Origin of the sequence: Actinotalea sp. Marseille-Q4924, from assembly GCF_916618755.1 — a bacterium.
In the GTDB taxonomy this organism is placed as follows: domain Bacteria; phylum Actinomycetota; class Actinomycetes; order Actinomycetales; family Cellulomonadaceae; genus Actinotalea.
On sequence record NZ_CAKAKB010000001.1, the window covers coordinates 347,024 to 363,432 of the forward strand.

At 76.7% G+C, this 16,409-nt stretch carries 18 protein-coding genes; 12 read left to right on the top strand and 6 right to left on the bottom strand.

Annotated features, from left to right (window positions below):
* Positions 1-52: 52 nt before the first annotated feature.
* On the bottom strand, positions 53-472 hold the full coding sequence (locus LG379_RS01645) for a hypothetical protein (RefSeq protein WP_225752856.1): 420 nt from the start codon (positions 470-472) through the stop codon (positions 53-55).
* Positions 473-722: 250 nt separating this feature from the next.
* On the opposite strand from LG379_RS01645, the gene nth reads away from it, so the two are divergent.
* Complete coding sequence (nth, locus tag LG379_RS01650; protein ID WP_225752857.1) at positions 723-1,442, top strand: endonuclease III; 720 nt, start codon at positions 723-725, stop codon at positions 1,440-1,442.
* On the opposite strand, the gene LG379_RS01655 is transcribed toward nth, so the two are convergent.
* The 3 genes from LG379_RS01655 to LG379_RS01665 form a co-directional block, all read right to left on the bottom strand.
* Entirely contained in the window at positions 1,417-2,346 is a 930-nt protein-coding gene (locus LG379_RS01655; RefSeq protein ID WP_225752858.1) for an alpha/beta fold hydrolase, read from the bottom strand. The genes nth and LG379_RS01655 overlap by 26 nt on opposite strands.
* A gap of 9 nt (positions 2,347-2,355) precedes the next feature.
* Complete coding sequence (nhaA, locus tag LG379_RS01660) at positions 2,356-3,717, bottom strand: Na+/H+ antiporter NhaA (RefSeq protein ID WP_225752859.1); 1,362 nt, start codon at positions 3,715-3,717, stop codon at positions 2,356-2,358.
* A gap of 115 nt (positions 3,718-3,832) precedes the next feature.
* Entirely contained in the window at positions 3,833-4,591 is a 759-nt protein-coding gene (locus LG379_RS01665) for a response regulator transcription factor (RefSeq protein ID WP_225752860.1), read from the bottom strand.
* Positions 4,592-4,779: 188 nt separating this feature from the next.
* Between LG379_RS01665 and LG379_RS01670 the strand changes: the two genes are divergently transcribed.
* Positions 4,780-5,514 carry a hypothetical protein gene (locus LG379_RS01670; protein WP_225752861.1) on the top strand — a complete coding sequence of 245 codons (735 nt, stop codon included), beginning with the start codon at positions 4,780-4,782 and terminating at the stop codon, positions 5,512-5,514.
* A 14-nt stretch (positions 5,515-5,528) separates the two neighbouring features.
* Here LG379_RS01670 and LG379_RS01675 read toward each other — a convergent pair whose 3' ends face one another.
* Positions 5,529-5,936, bottom strand: a complete 408-nt coding sequence (locus LG379_RS01675) for a DsrE family protein (RefSeq protein ID WP_225752862.1) — start codon at positions 5,934-5,936, stop codon at positions 5,529-5,531.
* Positions 5,937-6,075: 139 nt separating this feature from the next.
* On the opposite strand from LG379_RS01675, the gene LG379_RS01680 reads away from it, so the two are divergent.
* The 7 genes from LG379_RS01680 to LG379_RS01710 all read left to right on the top strand — a co-directional run bounded on the left by LG379_RS01680 (position 6,076) and on the right by LG379_RS01710 (position 11,557).
* Positions 6,076-6,600, top strand: a complete 525-nt coding sequence (locus LG379_RS01680; protein ID WP_225752863.1) for an FABP family protein — start codon at positions 6,076-6,078, stop codon at positions 6,598-6,600.
* A gap of 29 nt (positions 6,601-6,629) precedes the next feature.
* Positions 6,630-7,790: a folate-binding protein YgfZ gene (locus LG379_RS01685; RefSeq protein ID WP_225752864.1), complete on the top strand. Its 1,161-nt coding sequence runs from the start codon at positions 6,630-6,632 to the stop codon at positions 7,788-7,790.
* 10 nt (positions 7,791-7,800) lie between these two features.
* Complete coding sequence (locus LG379_RS01690) at positions 7,801-8,892, top strand: aromatic acid exporter family protein (RefSeq protein ID WP_225752865.1); 1,092 nt, start codon at positions 7,801-7,803, stop codon at positions 8,890-8,892.
* A gap of 95 nt (positions 8,893-8,987) precedes the next feature.
* A complete protein-coding gene (locus LG379_RS01695) occupies positions 8,988-9,314 on the top strand; it encodes a DUF2516 family protein (RefSeq protein ID WP_225752866.1) in 327 nt (108 codons plus the stop codon).
* Positions 9,311-10,435: an asparaginase gene (locus LG379_RS01700; RefSeq protein ID WP_225752867.1), complete on the top strand. Its 1,125-nt coding sequence runs from the start codon at positions 9,311-9,313 to the stop codon at positions 10,433-10,435. Before LG379_RS01695 ends, LG379_RS01700 begins: the two co-directional genes overlap by 4 nt.
* Complete coding sequence (gene dtd / locus LG379_RS01705) at positions 10,435-10,860, top strand: D-aminoacyl-tRNA deacylase (protein WP_225752868.1); 426 nt, start codon at positions 10,435-10,437, stop codon at positions 10,858-10,860. Before LG379_RS01700 ends, dtd begins: the two co-directional genes overlap by 1 nt.
* A gap of 37 nt (positions 10,861-10,897) precedes the next feature.
* A complete protein-coding gene (locus LG379_RS01710) occupies positions 10,898-11,557 on the top strand; it encodes a hypothetical protein (protein WP_225752869.1) in 660 nt (219 codons plus the stop codon).
* 9 nt (positions 11,558-11,566) lie between these two features.
* Here the strand turns inward: LG379_RS01710 and LG379_RS01715 are convergent, their stop codons facing one another.
* The gene (locus LG379_RS01715; protein WP_225752870.1) at positions 11,567-12,427 is read right to left on the bottom strand and encodes an aldo/keto reductase; all 861 of its coding nucleotides are present in this window, start codon (positions 12,425-12,427) and stop codon (positions 11,567-11,569) included.
* A gap of 125 nt (positions 12,428-12,552) precedes the next feature.
* Here LG379_RS01715 and LG379_RS01720 point away from each other — a divergent pair, with 125 nt between their 5' ends.
* From LG379_RS01720 to LG379_RS01730, 3 genes are all read left to right on the top strand, one after another.
* Entirely contained in the window at positions 12,553-13,068 is a 516-nt protein-coding gene (locus tag LG379_RS01720) for a hypothetical protein (RefSeq protein ID WP_225752871.1), read from the top strand.
* Between the two features lie 69 nt (positions 13,069-13,137).
* The gene (locus tag LG379_RS01725; RefSeq protein WP_225752872.1) at positions 13,138-15,819 is read left to right on the top strand and encodes a LuxR family transcriptional regulator; all 2,682 of its coding nucleotides are present in this window, start codon (positions 13,138-13,140) and stop codon (positions 15,817-15,819) included.
* 17 nt (positions 15,820-15,836) lie between these two features.
* The gene (locus LG379_RS01730; RefSeq protein ID WP_225752873.1) at positions 15,837-16,361 is read left to right on the top strand and encodes an O-acetyl-ADP-ribose deacetylase; all 525 of its coding nucleotides are present in this window, start codon (positions 15,837-15,839) and stop codon (positions 16,359-16,361) included.
* Positions 16,362-16,409 lie beyond the last annotated feature (48 nt).

The window sequence follows — 16,409 nt, forward strand, 5'->3', positions numbered from 1 at the left end:
CACCGCCGGCCCTACCGGCGGGCCACGCCCATCCTGCCGCACCCGGCGCAGGTCAGCGAGCGTCCCCGACCGGCGAGGCGCCCAGCGGCTGCGCCGCCTGCTCGGCGAGGAGCAGCTGCGTCGTCTCCTCGATCGCCACGTCGAGGTCGTCGGCGTAGCGGGACAGCATGCGGTCCAGCCGCCGCAGCGTGGTGAGCAGGTCGACGACGTCTCCGTCGTCGCTCATCCGGATCGCCTCGGCGAGCTCCTGCGCCCGGGGCAGCAGGACGACGGCGTCGGGCACGAGCTCCCACGTGAACGCGCCGAGCGGCTCCGGCGGGGCGAACCCGGCGACGGCGAGGTCGAGCCGCGCGCGCAGGAGCCGACGCCAGTGCGACAGCTGCGCCCGCTCCGCGCGCAGCGTGCGGCGCGCGGCACGTGCGTCGACCGTCGGGACGGCGGGTCCGACGCCGTCCACCTGGGCCAGCGCCATGGGGTCCTCCGTGCATATAGCGGGGCGCCGGGGCGGGCCCTGTTCTGACACGGTGATCGACGTGTGACCTGCGCTCCTTGAGCGTTGGGGCAGGATCTTCACCCCTTCGGTGCACCCGTCTCACCCTGCTGCTCCGGGACGTCCGACGGGCGGGCTCCGCCAGGGCGGTGACAGGGCCCTGTCCCCACCGGTTCGGAGCGTGTCCGGGCGGGACCGCTGCCGTGTCGGGGCCCCGCCGTACGCTGCCCGCGTGCCCGCCTCGACCGACGACCGCCCCTCCCCGCTGGCGCTGACGCGCCGTGCGCGGCGCGCCGACCGCCTCCTCGCCGAGCGGTACCCCGACGCCGGCTGCGAGCTCGACTTCACGACGCCGTTCGAGCTCCTCGTCGCGACGGTCCTGTCCGCGCAGACGACCGACGTGCGGGTGAACCAGGTGACGCCCGCGCTGTTCGCGCGGTACCCGGACGCCGCGGCCCTCGCCGGTGCCGACCGCGCGGAGCTCGAGGAGCTCGTCCGCCCGACCGGCTTCTTCCGGGCCAAGACGCAGTCGCTCCTCGGGCTCGCGCAGGCGCTGGTGGAGCGGCACGGCGGCGACGTGCCGCCGCGGATGGAAGAGCTCGTGCGGCTGCCGGGCGTCGGCCGCAAGACGGCGAACGTCGTGCTCGGCAACGCGTTCGGCGTCCCCGGGCTGCCCGTCGACACGCACGTCGGTCGGGTGGCGCGCCGGCTGGGGCTGACGGCCGAGGACGACCCGGTGGCCGTGGAGCACGAGCTCGGCGCCCTGCTGCCGCGGTCGGCGTGGGTGATGGCGTCCCACCGCCTCATCGTCCACGGCCGGCGCACGTGCCACGCCCGGCGACCGGCGTGCGGCGCGTGCCCGCTCGCGGCCCTGTGCCCGTCCTACGGCTTGGGGGAGACCGACCCGCAGGCGGCGGCGCGCCTCGTCAAGGACGGGCCTCCGCCCCGCTGAGCCCGTCCAGCCACTGGACGAGCGCCCGGGTCGTCTCCTCCGGGGCCTCCTCCGGCAGGAAGTGCCCCGCGCCGGCGACGGTCCGGAACGTGTGGGGGTTGCCGACCGCCGTGCGGGCGGCGGCGAGCGGGATGCAGCGGTCCGCGGTGCCGTGGAGCTGCAGGACGGGGACCTCGACGGGTCTGCGGACCGCCGACAGGAAGCGCTGGCCGTCGACGCGCGGCGTCGACCGCACGAGCCAGCGCACGGTCTCCATCGCGCTGTGTGCGGCGAAGGGCACGCGGGCCGCCTCCCGGTACCGCGCGACGACGTCGTCGGGCGGCCAGCCGGGCGCGCCCCACTCGCGCAGCAGCCGGGCCACGAGGTCACCGTGGGTGAGGCGCCGTTCGGGGAACCACGGCAGCTGGGCGAGGGCGATGCGTCGCGCGGTGGTGCGGGTGAGCAGGTGCCGCGCGACGGCGGCGGTGTGCAGGGCGGCCGGGTGCGGGGCCGACAGCACGCCGACGGCGCGGGTGACGGCGGGCTGCAGCGCCGGCATGGACCAGGCGACCGTCCCCCCGACCCCGTGCCCGACGACGACGGCGCTCTGGGCGCCGAGGGAGCGCACCACACCGGCGACGTCGCGCGCCAACGTCGGCACGTCGTACCCGTGAGGAGGCTTGTCCGACGCCCCGGTGCCGCGCAGGTCCATGGCGACGGCGCGGTACCCCGCGGCGGCCAGCGCGGGGAGCTGGTGCCGCCACGCCCACCACGTCTGGGGTATCCCGTGCAGCAGCACGACGACGGGGGCCGGCCCGGCGGCGGTCTCCGGTGCGGAGGTGGCGACGTGGAAGCGTGCGCCGTTCGCCGAGACGAACTGGTGCCGCCACGGGCCGTCGACGAGCACGGCGGACGAGTCGGTCACCGGCCGAACCTACCGTGCCGTCGACGCCTCCGGCGTCGCCTTGGCGACGTGCCAGCGGCCGCGGACGGTGAGCAGGACGGCGCCCAGGACGGCCGCCGTCGTGGAGCCGATGAGGATCGCCGCACGGGCGACCTCGGCACCTTCCGCGCCGGCGAACGCGAGCTCGCTGATGAGCAGCGACACGGTGAACCCGATGCCTGCCACGCAGCCTGCCGCCACGATGTCGAGCCAGCCGAGCCCGCTGCCGAGCGGGGTCCGGGTGACCTTGGACATGAGCGCGGTGGCCAGCACGATGCCGATCGGCTTGCCGATGACGAGACCGAGCACCACCCCCTGGGCGACCGGGCTGACGGCCGCCGCGGCGAGCGACTCCGGGTCCAGCGCGACCCCGGCGGCGAAGAACGCGAAGACGGGGACGGCGAAGCCGGCGGAGACGGGACGCCAGCGGTGCTCCCAGCGCTCGGCGAGGCTGAGCTCCTCGCCCGGCGTGCTCGAGGACCCGGGACGCGCCAGTGCCGGCACCGTGAACCCGAGCAGCACGCCGGCGATGGTGGCGTGGATGCCGGACTCGTGCATGAGGACCCAGGCGAGGACCGCCAGGGGCAGCAGCACCCACAGCGGCGTGATGCGTCGCTGGACGAGCAGGCCGAACACCGCGATCGCGCCGAACGACCCCACGAGCCACAGCGGGGAGATCGAGTCGCTGTAGAACACGGCGATGACGATGATCGCGAGCAGGTCGTCCACGACGGCCAGCGTGAGGAGGAACGCCCGCAGTGCGGCCGGGAGCCCTCTGCCGAAGATCGCGAGCACGGCCACGGCGAAGGCGATGTCGGTCGCCGTCGGGATGGCCCAGCCCCGGGTCGCGCCGCCGTCGGCGCCGAGGTTCACGGCCGTGTAGATGAGCGCGGGCACGGCCATGCCGCCGACGGCGGCGACGATCGGCAGGGCGGCCGTGGCGGGCCGGCGCAGCTCGCCGTCGACGATCTCCCGCTTGAGCTCGAGCCCGACGACGAAGAAGAAGATCGCCAGCAGGCCGTCCTTCGCCCACGTCGCCAGGCTGAGGTCCAGGTGGATGCCGAGGAGGTCGGCGGGGCCGACCACGGTGTCCCGCAGGCCCTCGTAGCTCTCGGCAGCCGCGGAGTTGGCCCACACCAGGGCGATGACGGTGCCGATGAGCAGGAGCACCCCGCCCGTCGTCTCGCTGCGGAGGGTGTCGGCGAAGTTGCGCAGCCCGCCGGGGGTGAGGGTGCGGAAGAGGCCACCGGCGAGCGTCGGCTCCGGGTTGTCCTCCGCCGGGGCGCCGGCACCGGTGGGTGGGGTGTCCTCGCGCGTCGAGGGGCGGTCGTCGGGGGCGTCGTTCCGGTCCATGGTTCCTCCGGGTATGCGGCAGCGGTGCCGACCAGGCTTCCCGGCGCTCCGCCCGGCAGCCTAGACGACCTCGATCAGATCGCACGTCCCGGCGGGCGCCGGGCCGTCGTCGCGCCTAGCTGCCGGCCGGCCCCGCCGGGACGGACGGCGCGTCGTCGGCGGCCGGGTCCTCGGCCGCCTCCGGCGCCTCGGCGCCGCGGCGCGGCTGCGGGTCGAAGCGGTAGCCGACGTTCCGCACCGTCCCGATGAGCTGCTCGTACTCGGGGCCGAGCTTCGCCCGGAGGCGGCGGACGTGGACGTCGACGGTCCGCGTGCCCCCGAAGTAGTCGTAGCCCCAGACCTCCTGCAGCAGCTGCGCACGGGTGAAGACGCGTCCGGGGTGCTGGGCGAGGTACTTGAGGAGCTCGAACTCCTTGTAGGTGAGGTCGAGCGGCCGGCCACGCAGGCGGGCGGTGTAGCCGCCGGCGTCGATCGTCAGGTCACCGCTGGAGATCTCCTCGACCGCGCCCGGCCCGGCGGCCGCGCCGCTGCGCTCGATGGCGAGCCGCAGCCGCGCCTCGACCTCCGCGGGGGAGGCGTCGGCGAGGAGGAAGTCCGCGGCGCCCCACTCGCCGGTGACCACGGTGAGGCCGCCCTCGGTGAGGACGAGCACGAGCGGGACGGTGAGCCCGGTGGCGCGCAGGAGGCGGCACGTCGACCGCGCCGCGGCGAGGTCGCGGCGCGCGTCGAGGAGGAGGACGTCGGCGTCGGGCGCGTCGAGGAGCGCCGACGGCTCCACGGGGAGCACGCGGACCCGGTGCCCGAGCAGGCCGAGCGCCGGGAGCACCTGGGCGGAGCCCCCGGCGCTGGGTGTGAGCAGCAAGAGATCCGCCACCGGTGTTGCCTCCTGGGAACGGCTGGACCTCACGCTAGCGCGCCGACGCCCGGAGGCGGACCGGGTGCCCACGTGCGGACCGCAGCCGCGCACGCGAGCCGGTCCGGCTCCGGTCGATCTGCCACACTCTCGTCCGTGCCCGACCGTCCCGCCCCCACCGTCCCCGGACGACGGGGAGCCGTCGGCTGATGGACGTGTCCACCCGCGCGGTCCTCACCGCGGGCCTCGCCGCCGGCGTCGCGGCCGCGGCCTTCGCCGGTCAGCTCCCGCTGGTCGCGGTGGCGGGCGTCCTGACCCTCTTCTTCGCGGTCGGCTGGCCGGTGCTGCTGGACCTGCCGAACCCCCTGGGCACCGGTGTGGTCATCGCGCTCGTGGGCCTCGGCTCGGTCCTCGCGGTCACCGTCAGCACCGGCGCGCCGCTGCTCTGGCTCGTCCCGACGGTGGTGGCCCTCGGCGTGCTGCTCTCGTTCCTCGCGGAGCTCCTGCGCCAGGACGGGCGGCTGCGTCTGGTGGAGTCCGTCACCGGCACGGTCACCGGGCTCCTGGTCGTCTCGGCGGCGTCCGGGTGGGTGGCGGCCGTCCGCGCCCCGGGCGACACGGCGCTCGTCATCACCGGCGCGGCGGCGCTCGCGGTGTCCGCAGCCGTCTCCGCGGTGCACCTCGGCGTCCGCACGGGGGTGCTGGTGACGACCGTGGCCGGCGTCATCGCGGGCGCTGCGGTCGGCAGCGTCATGCCGGGGCTCTCGATCGTGCCGGGGCTGGCCCTGGGCTTCGCCACGGGACTGCTCGTGGCGGCCCTCCACGTCCTGCTCGACGGCGTCGCGAGCCTGCGCCGACCGGCGGCGTCCGTCGCCGCGATCGTCCTGCCGATCCTCGTCAGCGGGATCCTCGTCTACGTGGTCGGCCGGATCCTCGTCGGCTGAGCGGCGCCGAGCGGTCAGTAGACGAGCGCCTGCGCCCCCGGCCGCAGGACCTCTTCGACGAAGCTCGCCGCACCCGCGACACGCACGCCGGGCAGCACGTCGTCGGCCGTGATCCCGCGCCGCTGCGCGCACTGCGTGCACACGGTGACCCGGCCCCCGGACAGGACGACCTCGAGGAGGTCGGCGGCAGGCGTCGCGTGCTCCAGGCGGAGGTCCGCCGCTCGGCCGGGGAGGGCCAGCCACGCCGCCTCCCCGGTGAGCCACAGGCTGACGTCGGCGCCGGCGGCGACCGCCGCGGCGCCCACCGTGAGGGCCTGGTTGCACGCCTCCGGCCGGTCGGCCCCGGACGTCGTCTTGACCACGAGGGGCCGCGGTCCCCCGAGGGGCTCGGCGGCCTGAGAGGGGCGCGGGGCGGTCGGCATGGCCGCACTGTACGCACCGTAGAATCGCCGCATGGAGGCCCTGGAGATCTTCTTCATCGGACTGCTGGTCGTGGCCTCGGCGGCGATCGGCTGGTTCTCGCTGTACGTCGTCTACAAGCTGTACAAGGGACAGCGCTGAGTGTTCACGATCCCCGAGGGGCTCGCCCCTGAGGTCTACCCGCTCGCCTGGCTCGTCGGCCGGTGGCGCGGGACCGGCACGGTCTCGTACCCGAACATCCCCGAGACGGCCGTCGAGCAGGAGGTCCACGTCGACCACGACGGCGGGCCCTACCTGCGGTGGACCGTGACGACGTGGATCGCCACCGGCGAGGACGGTGACCAGCGCGTCTGGGCGACCGAGACGGGCTACTGGCGCGTACCTCCCGAGCGCCCGGCGGACCTGGCGGAGGACCGGCACCCCGTCGAGCTGCTGCTCAGCGACCCTGCCGGCCACCTGACGCTCTACGCCGGCGTCACCGGCAACGGGCGGATCGACCTCGCGAGCGACCTCATCGCCCGCACTCCCGACGCCGCCGAGATCGGCGCCGCCACGCGGCTGCTCGGACTCGTCCGCGGCGAGCTCATGTGGACCTGGGACATCGCCGCGTTCGGCGAGCCCCTCCAGTCCTACGCCTCCGCACGACTCACCCGCGTGCAGGACTAGGCGGACCAGAACCGACGGAAGGCGGTGCCGTGACGGCTCCGGACGACCAGACGACCACCCCCTCCGCCGACGACGCCCCGTCCCCGAGCCCCCTGCTCGCGCGCCGCGGTGCGGTCGCGGCGAGCGGCGCCGACGCCGGCGTCGCGTGGCACTACGGCGACCCCACCGCGGAGCAGCGTGCGCTGGCGCACGGCGGCGCCGTCGTCGACCAGTCGCACCTGGGCGTGGTGACCGTGACCGGCCCGGACCGGCTGTCGTGGCTGCACAGCATCACGTCCCAGCAGCTGACGGACCTGGCGCCGCGGACGTCGACCGAGACCCTCGTCCTCAGCCCCCACGGGCACGTCGAGCACGCGGCCGCCGTCGTCGACGACGGGACGACGACCTGGCTCGTCAGCGAGACCGCCCCGGCGCTCGCCGCCTGGCTGGACCGGATGCGGTTCATGATGCGCGTCGAGGTCACGGACGTCACCGCGGACTGGGCCGCGGTCGGTGAGCCGGTCGACGCCGAGGGCACGGAGGGCGAGCCGGTCACGTGGCGCGACCCGTGGCCGCGCACCTTGCCGGGGGGCACGCGGTACGGCGCCCCGGAGGACGAGCACCCGGGGGCGGACCGCGCGTGGCGGCTCGTGCTCGTGCCCCGCGCCGGGCTCGTCGACGCGGTCGCGGCCCGCGAGGCGGCGGGCTGGCGGCTCGCCGGCACGTGGGCGACCGAGGCGCTCCGGGTCGAGTCGTGGCGACCCCGCTTCTCCCACGAGGTGGACCACCGCACCATCCCCCACGAGCTGGACTGGCTGCGCACCGCCGTCCACCTGCACAAGGGCTGCTACCGGGGGCAGGAGACGGTCGCGCGCGTGCACAACCTCGGGCGCCCGCCGCGACGCCTCGTCATGCTCCACCTGGACGGCTCCGGGCACCTGCTGCCCGAGGTCGGGGCGGACGTGTCGCTCGCCGAGCGGTCGATCGGGACCGTGACGAGCGTGGCCCGGCACCACGAGCTCGGACCGGTGGCGCTCGCGGTCGTCAAGCGCAGCGCGGACCCGGAGGCGGAGGTCGTCGTCGCGTGCGACGGCGGCGACGTCTCCGCGGCCCAGGAGCCGGTCGTCCCCGGCGAGGGCGTCTCGGCAGACCGCCCCGCCGCGCGCGGAGAGGTCGCGCGCGGGCTCGGCGGGCCGCGCGGCATGCTCTGACGACGTCCCGGTGACCTCCTCGCGTGCCCTGCGCCTGCTGGTGCGGGCGCGCCTGCGGCAGGGATCCGCGCGGGTCCGGCGTGCGCTGGTGCCGGTGCTGGTGGCGAGCGCCGCGGCCGCGGCCGCCTGGGCCGTCGCGTCGAACGTCCTCGGGCACACCAACCCGTTCTTCGCGCCCGTCTCCGCCTGGGTCGCGCTGGGGTTCAGCGTCGACCGGCAGCCGCGGCGGGTCGCCGAGCTGGCGGCCGGCGTCGCCGTCGGCGTGCTCCTCGGCGACCTCCTCGTCAACGTCATCGGGTCCGGTCCCGCGCAGGTCGGCGTGGTGCTCGCGCTCGCGGCGCTCGTCGCGCGGCTGCTCGACCGGGGAGCGCTCCTGACCACGCAGGCCGGCGTCCAGGCCATCGTCATCGTGGCGCTCCCCGCGGCCCAGGCCGGGTCACCGCTGGGCCGCTGGGTCGACGCCCTGGTCGGCGGCGGCATCGCGCTGCTCGTGACGGCGCTGTGGCCCCAGGACCCGCGGCGCCGGGTGCGGCACCTCGCGGAGGAGGGGCTGGAGGAGGTCGCCCAGGTGCTGCGCGACCTCGGACGCGGGCTGCTCGCCGTGGACGACGAGCTGGTCGAGGACGCCCTCGTCCGCGGGCGCGCCTCCCAGCCGGCGCTGGACCAGTGGCGGTCCGTGGCCGCGGACGCCCGCGCGAGCGCCCGGGTGTCGCCGGCGCACCGCCGCCACCGCAGCGAGCTGCTGGACCTCGAGGGGGCCGCCGTGCGGGCGGACCGGGCGATGCGCAACGCCCGGGTCCTCGTGCGCCGGTGCCGACCGCTCCTCGACGGCGACCACGACCTCACCGAGCTCGGCGAGCTCGTCAGCGACGTGGCGCGGACCACGGGTGAGCTCGCGACCGCCGTCGGCGGCGGGGCCGTGCCCGCGGCGCTCCGGGCGCGGCTGCACGCGGCGGCGGAGCGCACGGACCCGCGGGCCCTGGCCCCCGAGGACTGGCACGTCCAGGGCGTCGTCCTGCTGGTGCGGTCCGTCGTGGTGGACCTGCTCGAGGCGGCCGGCGTGCCACCGGCGGACGCCCGGTCGCACCTGCCGGAGCTCTGACCGGCCGTCACGACCGGACTCGGCACCCGGTTGCTGCCGCCGGGGCTCCTAGCCCCGCGCAGCAGCACCTCGGTGCGGTTGCGTACGCTTCGACCGTGGGACTCCTCTCCTCTGCCCAGAGCATCGTCTTCCTCGCGCTGTCCCTGCTCGTGCTGGGTCTGTGCGTCGTCGCCCTCGTCGACGCGGCACGGCGCCCCGCGAGCGCCTTCACGGCGGGTGGCAAGCGCACGAAGAACTTCTGGCTCGCGGTGCTCGGCGTCGCGACCGCCATCGCCTTCGTGGGCCTCGGCAACTCGGGCTTCCTCTTCTTCGCCGTCATCGCGGCGGTCGCGGCGACGGTGTACCTCGTCGACGTGAAGCCCGCGATCGCGCCGTACTCGGGCCGGGGCGGGTCGGGCGGCGGCTCGCGGGGCGGGTGGTGACGGCGGGGCCCCACGCGGGCACCGTCGCCGACGCCGTCCCGTTCCACCCCGGTGAGCTCCTCGCCGAGGTGGTGCGCGGCCCGCTCGTGGAGTCGGTCCACCTCGGGCACGTCGTGGTCGTCGCGCCCGACGGCGGCATCGCGTTCGCGCTCGGCGAGCCGGGCGCCGTCGTCTGGCCACGGTCCTCGCTCAAGCCGCTCCAGGCGGTCGCGATGCTGCGTGCGGGCCTGGAGGTCGACGACGACGGGCTCGCGCTGGCGTGCGCGAGCCACAACGGCGAGCCGGGCCACCTCGACGTCGTCCGCCGGGTGCTGGGGTCCGCGGGCCTCGGTGAGGCCGACCTGCAGAACACGCCCGACCTGCCCCTGGACCCGGCGGCGGCCGCCGGATGGCGCGAGGCGGGCGGCGGGCCGACGAGCCTGACGCAGAACTGCTCGGGCAAGCACGCGGCGATGCTCGTGACGTGCGCACTGGCCGGCTGGCCCACCACCGGGTACCTCGCGGCGGACCACCCGCTGCAGCGCGCGATCCGTGCGGGCGTCGAGGAGCTGACGGGCGCGCCGGTCGAGCACGTCACCGTCGACGGCTGCGGGGCGCCGCTGCTGTCCACCACCGTCGTCGGGCTCGCGCACGGCTTCGCCCGTCTCGTGCGGGCGGCGGCGGACGCGCCGTCGTCGGCGGAGGGACGGGTCGCGGCCGCCGTGCGCACGCGCCCGTGGCTCGTGGGGGGCACCGGGCGGGACGTCACGGCGTTCTGCGAGGCCGTCCCCGGGCTCGTCGCGAAGGACGGGGCCGAGGGCGTGTACGCGGCCGCGCTGCCCGACGGCACCGCCCTCGCGCTGAAGCTCGCCGACGGTGGCGGCCGTGGTCGCCCCGCCGTCATGGCCGCGGCGCTCGAGGTGGCGCTGCAGGTCTCCGCGGTCCACGGCCGCCACGGGGTGGACGACGACGTCGTCGCGGCCGTCCGGGCGGTCGGGCGGACGCCGGTGCTCGGCCACGGGGCACCGGTCGGCGAGGTGCGCACGCGGTGGTCGACGGCCTGGGCGGCGGACGGGGCCGACGGCGCCGACCCGGCCTGCCGAGCCGACCGTGCGGGCGTCGTCGCGCGACGGGACGGCTGATGCGCGCGGTGGTGCAGCGGGTCACCCGCGCGTCGGTGACGGTCGACGGCGAGGTGGTCGGCGCGATCGACGAGCCGGGGCTCGTCGTGCTGGTCGGCGCGACGCACGACGACGGCCCGACGCAGGCGGCGCTCATCGCGCGGAAGGTCGCGGAGCTGCGGATCCTCCGGGACGAGCAGGCCGCCGTGGACGTCGGGGCGCCGGTGCTCGTGGTCAGCCAGTTCACGCTCTACGCGGACACGCGCAAGGGCCGGCGCCCGACGTGGAACGCCGCGGCACCGGGGCCCGTCGCCGAGCCGCTGGTCGAGGCGGTCGTCGCCGACCTGCGCGAGCGGGGGCTGCGCGTCGAGACCGGGCGGTTCGGCGCGATGATGCAGGTGGAGCTCGTCAACGACGGCCCCGTGACGATCCTCCTCGAGGCCTGAGACTCATCGTCGGCCCGAGCCGGTCGACTGCACGGGCATGGAACATCTCTCCGGGGTCCTCGACGGCGACCCGGTCTACTGGGTCGAGCCCGGGCCGTGGCACGAGCACCTCGGCCGGCTGGTCCAGCTGGGCTTCAGCGACACCGCCGCGCACCCGTACGAGCACCTCGTGGCGGGCACGATGGGCGTGCTCGCCGCCGTGCCCGGGGTCCGAGCCGTCTGGCGGGAGGACCGCGAGGTGCTGCTCGTCGGCGCCCCCGGTGTGCCTGTGGAGACGCTGACGGAGGTCGTCGACCGGTACTGGCTGCACCAGCTGCCGCGGACGGCGGTCGCGCCGCCGTACGCCGACGACGGCGAGGTCCTGCTGCACCTGCCGCCAGGCGCGGCCGACGTCGCCCTGCCGCCGTCCGCGCCGGTTCCGCCGGACCTGGGCGGTGCCATCACGGCCGGCCCGCCACCGCGCCTCGACCTCGCGGAGCTGCGTGCGGCCGTGCGGCTGCCGCCGTCCCGTCGGCGCTTCTGGACCTACCTGGTCTGCGGGGTGGTGCCGCTGGTGCTGGGGCTGACGCTCGCGACCGACCCCGGTGGGTCGAACGGGGCGCTGCTGCTGGTCGTGGGCACGCTCAACACCGGGATCGCGCTGCGGATCGGGCGCCGGCGCCGGGCGCTGGGGGAGAGCGGCCCGACGCCGGCGTGACTCGTGTGCTCAGGCGGCGTCGAGGCGCGCCAGCTCCTCGGCGCCGAGCTCGAGGTCCGCGGCGCGGGCGGAGTCCTGGATGCTCTCGGGGCGGCTCGCGCCGGGGATCGGGATGACGACGGGCGCCTTGGCCAGCTCCCAGGCCAGCACGACCTGGTAGGGGCTGACGCCGCGCTCGGCCGCCACCTCGGCGAAGGCGGCGTGGCGGTCGCCCAGCTCCCCGGCCCGGGAGATGCCGCCGAGCGGGCTCCACGGGAGGAACGCGATGCCCAGCTCCGCGCAGAGGTCGAGCTCGGCCTCGCTGCTGCGGAACGCCGGGGAGAACTGGTTCTGCACGGACACGAGCCGGCCGCCGAGCACCTCCTGCGCGAGGCGGATCTGCTCCGGGTCCGCGTTGGAGACCCCTGCCATGACGATCTTGCCCTCGTCGAGCAGGTCGCGGATCGCGCCGACCGACTCCTCGTACGGCACCGCGGGGTCGGGGCGGTGGAACTGGTAGAGGCCGATGGCCTCGACGTCGAGCCGCTGGAGCGAGGCCTCGCACGCCTTCCGCAGGTACGCCGGGTCGCCCTGCACGTACCAGGAGCCGTCGCCCGGCCGGCGGTGCCCGCCCTTGGTGGCCACGAGGACGTCGTCGGCGGCGGAGCCCGCGAGGCGCAGCGCCTTGGCGATGAGGAGCTCGTTGTGCCCGACGTCGGTCGGGTCGAGGTGGTAGGCGTCCGCGGTGTCGACCAGCGTCACCCCCGCCTCGAGCGCGGCGTGGATCGTGGCGATCGAGCGGGCCTCGTCGGGCCGGCCCTCGATGGACATCGGCATGCCGCCGAGGCCGATCGCGCTGACGGTCCGGTCGCCGATGGTGCGCTGCTGCACGGGAGGGCTCCTTCGATGGATGGAACGATTCGACCCGAGCATCCCAGGGTTTTCCCTGGGGCGCAGGGGCTTCCGGCGTCCCTAGCGTCGTCGGCGCACCCAGCCCCCACCCACGGAGCCCCACCATGACTGCCGTCCCGGTCACCACCCCCTCGACCGTCCCCACGTCACCCACCGCACCGGTCGCGCCGCCCGCCGGGACCACCTCGCGTCACCCGTCGCGCGCGCTGCGGATCCTGCGCGTCGTCGCCCGCGGACTCGCGCTCGCGCTCCTCGTCGGCACGCTCGGCGGTGCCGCGGCGCGGCTGTGGATGCGGCTCTTCTCCGTCGTCCTGGGCCACGAGACCGGCTTCAGCTGGCCGGGCACCATCGGCGTGGTCCTCGTCTTCACCGTCGTGTGGGTGCCGGCGGCGCTCGCGGTCGTCGCGACCCGACGCCGGTGGCGGCTGGTGCCGCTCGCGCTCGCGGTGCTGCTCCTCTGGTACGGCAGCGCGCTCAACGCCCTCGCAGACCTCCCGGAGTGTCTGACGTCCGCCGAGCTGGCCGGCCTGGCGCCGCTCGGCCTCGCCTTCCTGCTCACCCCGGTCGCCCAGGGCAGGGCGCTCGTCCGACTCGCGGACCGCGACCGCCGCACCCCCTGATCGCACCGCTGATCGCAGCGCCTGAGCACGGGGTCCGCCCCCGGTAGTGTCACGCCACAGGGAGGTGGCGTGCACCGAGGTGGCGTCGTCGGTCGCGCGGCGGAGCTCGAGGAGCTCGGCCGCCGCTGGGACGCGGCCCTCGCCGGGCGGTCCGCCTGCGCACTCGTCGTCGGCGGCGCGGGCGTCGGGAAGTCGACGCTGCTCCGTTCGTTCCTCGCCGCCCACGCCGGGGCAGCGGTGCTCCGCGCCTCGGGCGGCGAGTTCGAGCGCGACCTCGCGCACGGCGTGGTGAGCCAGCTCCTCGCGGACGGGCAGCACCGTGCGGAGCACACCGGGGACGACCTGGCCGTCGGGGCCCGGCTCGTCGCCGTCGTCGACGAGCTGGAGCAGGAGGCCCCCGTCGTCCTCGCCGTCGACGACGTCGGCTGGGCGGACCTGCCGTCCCTGCGGGCCCTGACCTTCGCCGTCCGTCGCCTGCGTCACGGCCGGGTGCTCACGGTGCTGACGGTGCGGCCCGAGCACCTCGACCGGCTCCCGACCGGCCTGCTCGACGTCATGACGGCCGAGGCGCCGCGACTGGACCTCGAGGGTCTCGACGAGGCGGCCGTCGCGCAGCTCGTCACCGACCTCGGTCACGTGCTGCCCGCGTCGACCGTGCGCCGGCTCGCCTCCCACACCGGCGGGAACCCCCTGCACGTCCGGGCACTCCTCGACGAGGTGGGCCCCACCGGTCTCGTCGTGCCCGACGACGGCGTGCTGCCGGCCCCGCGGGCGGTCGCCGACCGCACGGCGGCGCGCCTCGCCGCCCTGCCCGCACAGGCGGCCGACGTCGTCCTGGCCGTCGCGCTCCTGGGTCCGGCCCCGGAGGTGCCACTGGTCCTCGCCGTCGCGGGTCGTGACGACGGCGCTGCGACCGGGCCCGCCCTGGACGACGCGCTCCGCAGCGGGCTGGTCCGCACCGTCGCGGGCGTGGTGCCCCGGCTCGACGTCGACCATCCTCTGGTGCGCTCGGCACTGCTGCGCGAGACGCCGCACGCCCGACGCGCCCTGCTCCATGCCCGCGCGGCCGCGGTGCTCGACGGCGAGGACGCCCTGCGGCACCGTGCGTCGGCCGCGGTCGGCTACGACGGTGCCCTCGCCTCCGAGCTGGCGCTCGCCGGCGAGGCGCACCTCGCGAGGCCGGGCGGCGCGGCGGCCGCGGCGGCCTGGTTCCGGCGTGCGGCCGCCGTCGCACCCGACCGCGCCGTCCGGGAGGACCTCCTCCTGCGCGCCCTCGAGGGGCACCTGCTCGCGGGGGATGCGGGAGGCGCGGCGACGCTGCTGCCCGAGCTGCCGCGCCTCGCCGACTCGGCGCGTCGACGGTACGTCGAGGCCTCGCTGCGTCTGGCCGCCGGCGACTTCGCGGGCGCGCAGGACGGTCTCCTCGCTGCCTGGCGATCCGGCGCCGACGGCGACCCTGGGCGAGGTGAGGACGGCGTCGCGTGGGCGGTCGCCGGGCAGCTCGCGGCGCTCGCGGTGAACTCCGCCGACCTCGAGGGGGCGCTGCTGTGGTCCGAGCGCGCCCTCGCCCTTCCCGCCCGTGGCCGGGCCGCGGTCGCCCCGGCCATGGTCCGCGGCGTCGCCCTGACCGCGCTCGGCAGGTACGACGAGGCCCGGGAGGCCACGCGCGGCGACGAGCCCGGCTCCCTGACGGGCCGCGGCGTCCTGCACCTGTGGACGGACGACCTTCCCGCGGCGGTCGCGACGCTGGCCGACGCCTCGGCCACGGCGCGCGCGGCCGGCGAGCTCCTGCCGTTCGCGGCGGCCACGTACTACCTGGCCGAGGGGGAGTTCCGGCTCGGCCGCTGGGACGACGCCGCCCTGCACGCCGGGCTGGTCGCGTCCGTCGCGGCCGACGGCGACCAGCGCTGGTTCCTGGCCCTCCCGCACGGCACCGCCGCGCTGCCCGCCGCGCACCGCGGCGAGTGGGACGTCGCCGACCGGCACGTCGCGGTCGCCCTGGAGCTGGCCGGCGCGGTCGGCGACGCGGCGAGCGTCATGTGGGCGCGCACGGCCGAGGCGAGCGTGGCCGTGGCCCGGGGCGAGCACGCGCGGGCCCTCGCGGCGGCGCAGGCGTGCCTGGCGCACCCGGCGCTCGCCGCCGTGCGCGAGGTCGGGGCGAAGCCGTGGCGGGCCCTCGGCGCGGAGGCCGCGGCGAGCCTCGGCGACGTCGCCGCCGCCCGGGCGCTCCTGGCCGGCATCGAGGACGGCACGACGGCGCCGGCCCTGCGGCTCGGTCTCGCCCGTGCCCGTGCGCTGGTCGCCCTCGCCGCCGGGGACGACGACGACGCGGGGCGCTGGTTCGAGCGCGCCCACGCCCTCGCGGCGGGCAGCGACGCCGTCTTCGAGCGCGCCCTGCTCGGCCTGTCCCACGGCGCGCACCTGCGCCGTCGGGGCGAGCGGCGTCGTGCGGCCGACCTGCTCGCCGACGCCGCGACGGTGTTCGCCGACCTGCGCGCCGTCCCGTGGCTGGAGCGTGCCCAGCGGGAGGTCGTGGCGGCGGGCGGGCACGCCGTGCGGGAGCGGCGGCACCCGGTGCTGACGCCGCAGGAGCAGGCGGTCGCGCACCTCGTCGCGCGGGGGATGCGCAACAAGGAGGTCGCCGCGGAGCTCTTCGTCACGGTCAAGACGGTCGAGTACCACCTGGCGAGCGTGTTCCGGAAGACGGGCGTGACGAACCGGGCCCAGCTCGTCGCGCGGCTCGCCTCCTGACGTCGCAGGCTGTCGTCATGGTGGTCGAGGCGGTGCTGGGGGACATCACGCGCGAGCGGGTGGACGCCGTGGTCAACGCGGCGAACTCCTCGCTGCTGGGCGGTGGCGGCGTGGACGGGGCGATCCACGCTGCCGCCGGCCCCGCGCTGCTCGCGGAGTGCCGCGCGCTGCGCAAGGCGGTGCTGCCGCAGGGCCTCCCGGTCGGCGACGCGGTGGCGACCGGCGCCGGGGAGCTGCCCGCGACGTGGGTGATCCACACGGTCGGTCCGAACAGGCACACGGGCCAGACGGACCCCGGGCTGCTCGCGTCGTGCTTCCGGCGGTCGCTGGACGTCGCGGCTCAGGTCGGGGCGCGCTCCGTGGCGTTCCCGGCCGTCAGCGCGGGCGTCTACGGGTGGGACGTGGCCGAGGTGGCGCGGATCGCCGTCGACGCGGTCCGGTCGCACCCGGCCGTGGGGACCGACGTCGACCAGGTGCGGTTCGTCCTCTTCTCCGAGCCGGCGCTGCAGGCGTTCCGGGCGGCGCTGGCGGCCTCCGCCTGAGGACGCCCCCGCGCCGGCGCTCCTCGGCAGGCGGGTGGCAGGGCACCG

Bases quoted from the DNA above. Each gene is read 5' to 3' on its own strand.
- LG379_RS01720 (WP_225752871.1), top strand. From the start codon at position 12,553: ATGACTGCCGTCCCGGTCACCACCCCCTCGACCGTCCCCACGTCACCC.
- LG379_RS01670 (WP_225752861.1), top strand. From the start codon at position 4,780: ATGGACGTGTCCACCCGCGCGGTCCTCACCGCGGGCCTCGCCGCCGGC.
- LG379_RS01645 (WP_225752856.1), bottom strand. From the start codon at position 472: ATGGCGCTGGCCCAGGTGGACGGCGTCGGACCCGCCGTCCCGACGGTC.
- nhaA (WP_225752859.1), bottom strand. From the start codon at position 3,717: ATGGACCGGAACGACGCCCCCGACGACCGCCCCTCGACGCGCGAGGAC.
- dtd (WP_225752868.1), top strand. From the start codon at position 10,435: ATGCGCGCGGTGGTGCAGCGGGTCACCCGCGCGTCGGTGACGGTCGAC.
- LG379_RS01710 (WP_225752869.1), top strand. From the start codon at position 10,898: ATGGAACATCTCTCCGGGGTCCTCGACGGCGACCCGGTCTACTGGGTC.
- LG379_RS01730 (WP_225752873.1), top strand. From the start codon at position 15,837: ATGGTGGTCGAGGCGGTGCTGGGGGACATCACGCGCGAGCGGGTGGAC.
- LG379_RS01675 (WP_225752862.1), bottom strand. From the start codon at position 5,936: ATGCCGACCGCCCCGCGCCCCTCTCAGGCCGCCGAGCCCCTCGGGGGA.